The following is a 6652-nucleotide window of genomic DNA, read 5'->3' as shown; positions in this document are numbered from 1 at the left end:
TCCTAACGCTCGTGATGCGATCGTTGCAGAGATTTTTGGGTGTTTTTACTCACGCTTGGTCTCGGATGATTCACTTTTACCCCCTCAATCCGCCTATGTGCCAGTTGGGGGTGCGGAATGTGGGTTACTCCCTCCCCTTAGTAAGGCTATGCTTTATAAACATCTTTCTTAACAATAAAGTTGACAAAAGTAACTACCAATCTTCTCAATCCACGCCACAAGGTTTTAACTCCCGGAAAACCATCATCTTTTCTGCCCAAAAAACCTCCCAATTTAGCAATCCAACCAACCGCTTACCCTAAAGTTGGTGGGTAAAAATGAGAATAACTTTTGTGATAAATTGTTGCATAAAGAGCCTGCCATTCTGGAGGTTATAACATAGCCCGATGCCCGATACTTCGACTACCCTGGACACAAGTGCCCCATGCCCTATTACCATTATTCCATTAATCCTAATTTTCGCAATCGCGAACGAATCGCCCCAGATTGTCTCTGAAATTTCTTGGCTAATTCGCCAATTTTTTGACCGCTAGCATATTCATTCTTCAACTTCTCATCTTCTTCTCGACTCCACTTGACATAAGCTCTGGGATACTTCTGTCTAATTTTTTCAACATCGTAGGTTTTAGGTCGATCGCCTTTTAAGCCGGAATCCAAATTTCGGTTGATTTCCCCGCCGTGACGCTCTACCGCCTCCTGTACCTGGTTAGGAATAGTAGCAATTTCTTGGGATAGCTCACCCAAAGCCTTTTCTACTTGTTGCTGAAGTTCTGTTAGCTGTCGTTGTTGCAAATTTCCCCACTGCGGCAGTTCGTTGATAAATTGCTGCAAATCGAGAATGATTGTTGTTAAAGTTTCGACTTGTTGTAACTCTGGCCGCTGTTTGAATTGGCGGCTGGTAATTTCGATCTCGGTTTGAATCATTTTCATGGTTTTTTCTAAAATTATTAACCGCTGACGCATATTTTCAACGGCTGAAATTAAAGAATGTACGTTCTCTCCCGGTTGAGCATTGATATTTTCGTTGGCTGTTTGCGGGAGAGCTTGATCTAAGGATTTTACGGCAATTTGTAATTGTTCGATCGCGCGATCGGTTGTTGTCGCGTGTCGATCTACCCGATCGAACGTTGAAGCCGTACTCATCCTAATTTGCTGCTGCAACTTCTGTCGATTCACAAAATTCAACAGTAGCGCAATGGCGATCGGCACCTGGGCATAAATGCTCTGCTGGAAAACCAAACTAGCCGCTAATCCAACGGCAGAGACCGCCAAAAAAAACAATTCAGCAGTTTCTGACAAATTGGTCAATTTGGGATTTGGGATTTTGGTTTTTGAATTCGATGAGGACATATGTTAAATGGGAATTGCGAATTGGGAATTGCGAATTAGAAATTAGTAATTGATACTTGGTAGGCTCTACATTACCTAATTTAAAATTACTATCGGTTTTTGATGTATCTAAATCTACTTAAATATATTAAACCTGCAAAATTAATCGAGCTAAAGAAAAATAAATTAAGACACCGAGGACATCAACTGCGGTAGTTATAAAGGGTGCGGACATCAAAGCCGGGTCTAAACCCAAAGAACGAAATAAAAAGGGCAAAGCTGAACCTGCAATCGAAGCTAACATTGCGATCGCCAACAAACTGATCCCTACTGCGATCGCCACTGCTAAATTCCCTTGCAGAATATAAGCCCAAACAGTGGCCACCGTCCCCAATATAGCTCCTAGCAGCGCTCCCGCCATCCCCTCGCGGACAATTATTTTCAACGGCCCCATGGCTGTAATTTCATCGGTGTTCAAACCGCGAATTACCACCGTTGAGGACTGGGCTCCCACATTACCTCCCGTACCTGTCAGCAATGGAATAAAGGCTGCTAGAGCTACAACTTGCTGCAAAATATCTTCTTGAGCTCGAATAATTGCCCCCGTAACAGTATTAGTTAAGAGCAACACAAATAGCCAAACTACCCTTTTGCGAGCAACGGTGATTAAATCGGTCTGAAAATAATTGTCACCGCCGGACTGAACACCGCCGAGGGTATAAATATCTTTGGCTGCTTCTTGTTCCAAAATGTCGATCGCATCATCCACTGTAATAATACCGACGAGACGCTGTTCCCGGTCTACTACCGGCACTGCCAAAAAATCATAACGCTGGATCAGCCTAGCGACTTCTTCTTGGTCAGTACCAGTTTGAACTGAAATTACCTCGCGGGTCATAATTTCGCCGACAGTTTTGTCGAGGGGGGAAGTGACTAAATCCCGCAAGGATAAAATGCCAGTTAAGCTGCGGGCGGCATCGGTGACGTAAAGGGAATAAATTGTTTCAGTAGTCTTAGCCAAAGAGCGGATTCTGTCTAAAGCTTGAGCAACAGTAAAGCTTTCTTTGAGAGAAATATATTCTGGGGTCATAATCCGGCCCGCGGTACTGGCTTCATAACCCAATAGTTGAGCCGTAGCTTCGCGTTCCGTTGGGCTCAATTCACCCAAGAGGCGGCGGACTAAAATTGCCGGCAGTTCGTCAAACAGTTTAGCGCGATCGTCCGGGGACATTTTGTCTACAATGTCAATGACTTCTTGGCGTTTGAATTTTTCACACAGAGACTGCTGGACGCTGGAGTCGAGATATTCATAAACTGCGATCGCTTCGTCTTTGGCAAGTAAGCGAAAGGCTATTACCTGCATGGTTTCTGGTAGCCCTTCAATGGCTTCAGCGATATCGGCTTCCTGCACCGGCTGCAAAATCGCTTTTGCTCCTTTAAAGTCTGCTTGTTCCAGTAGGGCCTTTAATTGCGATCGGACTAATTCCCGCAATTCTTTTCGCGCGTAGGTCGGTAGCGAAGATAATTGATAATTGCTTTCTGTCACTGACGACCCTCCTAAACCTGTGCTGCGCGCGTTCCTGAATCCAGTCTATAGCCTATTGACACCAATAGTTACAGTGATCGGAATTGCGATCTGGGACGAGAAACCCAGTTGATTTTGTGATGCTTTAGCACCACAACCAAGCTATATTTTTTGATGGCTCTACTTAAACCAACAATTGATATTTTTCTTGTGCCAAACGATACAGAGGCCGCCACACCAAACGATTAGTCAATACAACCAACAGCGACATCACAGAAGTGGCCGCTAAAAGCAAAGGAAAATTTCCAGATGCCGTGGCCTGAGAAATAGTTTCTCCCAAACCATCTGTAGTAATAATTTCACCTTTAAACTGCACGTATTCGCTGACAATACTGGCATTCCAAGCACCGCCAACCGCCGTAATAATCCCTGTAATCAAATAGGGGAATATTCCAGGTAATATTAAATTAGTCCACCGCTGAATCAGAGAAAGTTTATAAACTTGTGCAGCCTCAAATAGCTCCGAAGGTATTGCTTGAGCGCCGGCAATCACATTAAACAGCAAATACCACATAGTACCCAACATCATCAAAGCCACTGAACCTATTTGCAAGCCACCTCCCGCCTGAATTAAAGCTAACAATAATACTGGGAATAAAGCAGTTGCTGGTACAGAAGCGGCTATTTGTACCAATGGCTGCAAAATCTGAGCCAAACGCGGATTTCGCCCGATCGCCACTCCGACTGGTACTGTCCACAACAGCGATAAAAATAGGGCGCATACGACTCGCAAAGCCGTGAAAATTGCACCTCCGATCACCTTTTGCCAGTCGGACAAACTCAGCACTCGCAGCAACAGTACAGCTTCCCAAGTTCCCCAAAGTACAATGACGGCAAACCCGCTGACAAATATCCAATTAATCAAATTTCCGATGCGACTTTTCTCTCTGGGATTTGTTGGCAAATTAGCGGGTGCAAAAGCTCTGGCTAAACCGCGATCGAAACTGTCCCCGATCGGCGAAATGCGAGACTTCAACATCCGCAGAGTTGCCGATCGCCTGAAAAAATCCAAGACATTAGACTGAGGTACATTGGCCGCTTCCACAGCTTGATACTTAAACTTTTCTGCCCAAGCAATCAAAGGCTGCCATACAAAAAAATCAATGGCTATAATTACACCGATTAAGACTGCTAAACCCCAGCCGATCGCACCAAAATTGCCTTCATTAGCCGCTTTACCCAAATAGGAACCAAGTCCCGGCAACTGAAAGTTTTTGTCTCCCAATGTAAAAGATTCAATGGCAATCAAAAAGAACCAGCCGCCAGCCACGGACATCACGCTGTTCCACACAAGCCCGATCGCGCCCGCAGGCAACTCTAAAGTCCAAAACTGCTGCCAAGCATTGAGTCGGTAAACTTTAGCAGCTTCCTTAAGTTCTTGGGGAATGCCGGAGAGAGACTGATAAAAACTAAAGGTCAGATTCCAAGTCATCCCTGTAAATATCAGGATGATTGATGCTATTTCTACGCCGATTCTTTGACCGGGAAATAAAGTAACTAGCGCTAAAACAACTCCCGGCAAAAAAGATAAAACCGGAATTGACTGCAAAATATCTAATAATGGAATTAAAATTTTAGCTGCGAGGGGAGATCGGTAAGCAGAATAAGCATAAACTAGGGTAAAAAATAGGGATAAAAAATAAGCTATTGCCATTCGTAAAAGAGTCTGGGCTGTATATATTGGCAAGACACTTAGCGTTGTCTCAATTTTGTAAGTAGGGTTATAGTCACCAGTGAATTGAGATGCTGTTTGAACAATTACTAAAATTAGAGAGAAGATTGCTAGAATTAGTAAGCCATCTTGCCAAGTCCAAGTTGACCTTTCTAGAGTTCTATTAGCGGGTGTTAGAGGTCTTGTCATAAAAATGGGGAATGGGGAATGGGGAATAAACGATTTTGGATTTTGGATTGAAGAATTGATTTTAATCTTAATCGAAAATCGAATGGGGAATTGGGAATGGCGAATTGGTTAATGTCACAGGTCAAATGTAAGGTGCGTCGCTATAAGATGGTCGATTTTTGTTTGGGATGGTTGGTAGCGACGCACCCTACAACTATTGGCGGGTGTTAGAGGTCTTGTCATAATAATGGGGAATTGGGAATGGGGAATTGGGCATTGGGCATTGGTAACAGTCAACAGTTAACAGTCAGTCAAATAACCAATAACCAATAACCAATAACCAATAACCAATAACCAATAACTACTCACCTTTATCTTCGGATTCTAAGAACATTTCGCCACCCGGTTCATCATAACTATACAACTCTGCATAGCGACCCCAATCAATAGCAGTTTTCAATTGCCGCATTGCTTCTTGGGGGCTAAAGTGAGCTTCCAGAATATCCAGGATCAATTCTTCAGAAATGCGGTGATTGCGCTTGGACTGAAGCATTCGAGAAATCTGCTGTACTAAGCGAATATTACCCAGAATTTGGGTGCGAACAATTTGTTTTCTCTCATCAATGCCACCAGCAATAAACTGATTCCCAACAGCAGTGAGGAGGAGGTCGCCTTCTTGAATTGCCAGAAAATCCATTAATTTTGCGGCTTCAACGATCGGCAAAATGTCGTCAACCTCTAACATTAATTCCTGACCAAGCCGATAGAGGTCTTTTTCCTTGCGGTCTTCTAATAGTTCTAAAAGACCTGCAACTGCGCCAATTCGTACTTGTGGTAAGGATTGGTATTTAGCGCTTTGAGCGGGTTGAGGTTGAGATAAGGTAGAGTCCGGTGGCGGCACTGTTTCGCAACTCAAATCGGGATTGGTAAGAATTTTGTAAACCTGGTCTACGATGGCTTGAAATTGCGGTGTTTTGCGATCGCGATAGTGTGGCAAAGTCACCGTCATTTCGGCCCGAATTCGCCCCGGATTGCGACCCAAAACTACAATCCGATCCGCTAAAATTACTGCTTCCTCAATCCCGTGAGTCACGATTAACACAGCTTGAGTCGGAATCTTCTTTTCCAGCCACAAGTCTAACAATTCAAACCGCAAGTTTTCTGCGGTAAGTACGTCTAAAGCTGAAAACGGTTCATCCATACAAAGCAATTCGGGTTCCACCGCCAAAGCTCTAGCAAATCCAACCCGCTGGCGCATCCCGCCAGAAAGTTCTTTCGGATAAGCATTTTCAAATCCGTCTAAACCGATAATATCAATCATTCGCAAAGCTTTTTGTCGGCGCGGTTCGGGCAATTCTCCTTTAGCTTTTAAGCCTAATTCTACATTTTCTAGTACCGTCAGCCAGGGATAAAGCGCAAAGTTTTGAAATACAATTGCCACCCCAGGATTTAAGCCGACCAAAGGACGATTGTGGTAGAGAAGTTGACCGTCGCTGGGCGGGATTAGTCCGGCAATCATCCGCATTAATGTTGATTTCCCAGAACCTGATGGGCCGAGAAGAGCTACTATTTCACCCGATCGCAATTCTAAATTTATTGGCTCTAAAATAGAGATTGTTTGACCGTTGGGCTGCTGGTAAACCTTGCTAACGCCTTCTAAGGTAATGAGGCTTTCTGTTGCTATTTTAGCTACCACAACTAGACCTCCTCTGTTTTGTTTAAATTAATCAGTTGTTAGTTGTCAATTGTCAGTTGTCAGTAGCCAAAACTCCCGAAAAATGACAATAGATATTTGTCCGCAGGCACGAGTCCGCGTCGGGGAGTCTTACAATTTATTATTGGGTTCCCATAGCTATACCGCATAAAGTCATTTTTAGCAAGACCTGGTACCGGAAATA

At 44.0% G+C, this 6652-nt stretch carries 4 protein-coding genes and 1 pseudogene; all 5 read right to left on the bottom strand.

Annotated elements, in window-relative coordinates; translation table 11 throughout:
- Window positions 1-146: 146 nt before the first annotated feature.
- Window positions 147-311 (bottom strand): annotated as a pseudogene (locus AAFP11_RS19960) (IS4 family transposase); the annotation flags it as partial.
- Between the two features lie 127 nt (window positions 312-438).
- Window positions 439-1308, bottom strand: a complete 870-nt coding sequence (locus tag AAFP11_RS19955; protein ID WP_341738631.1) for a hypothetical protein — start codon at window positions 1306-1308, stop codon at window positions 439-441.
- 169 nt (window positions 1309-1477) lie between these two features.
- Window positions 1478-2875 carry a magnesium transporter gene (gene mgtE, locus AAFP11_RS19950; RefSeq protein ID WP_341738630.1) on the bottom strand — a complete coding sequence of 466 codons (1398 nt, stop codon included), beginning with the start codon at window positions 2873-2875 and terminating at the stop codon, window positions 1478-1480.
- Window positions 2876-3038: 163 nt separating this feature from the next.
- Window positions 3039-4775, bottom strand: a complete 1737-nt coding sequence (locus AAFP11_RS19945) for an ABC transporter permease subunit (RefSeq protein ID WP_341738629.1) — start codon at window positions 4773-4775, stop codon at window positions 3039-3041.
- 340 nt (window positions 4776-5115) lie between these two features.
- Window positions 5116-6450 carry a nitrate/sulfonate/bicarbonate ABC transporter ATP-binding protein gene (locus AAFP11_RS19940; protein ID WP_341738628.1) on the bottom strand — a complete coding sequence of 445 codons (1335 nt, stop codon included), beginning with the start codon at window positions 6448-6450 and terminating at the stop codon, window positions 5116-5118.
- Between the last annotated feature and the right edge of the window lie 202 nt (window positions 6451-6652).

This window comes from Microcoleus sp. CAWBG640 (assembly GCF_020883015.1).
Lineage (GTDB): Bacteria > Cyanobacteriota > Cyanobacteriia > Cyanobacteriales > Microcoleaceae > Microcoleus > Microcoleus anatoxicus.
The sequence above is the reverse complement of the archived record's forward strand: the minus strand, read 5'-3'. Positions and strand labels throughout refer to the sequence as shown.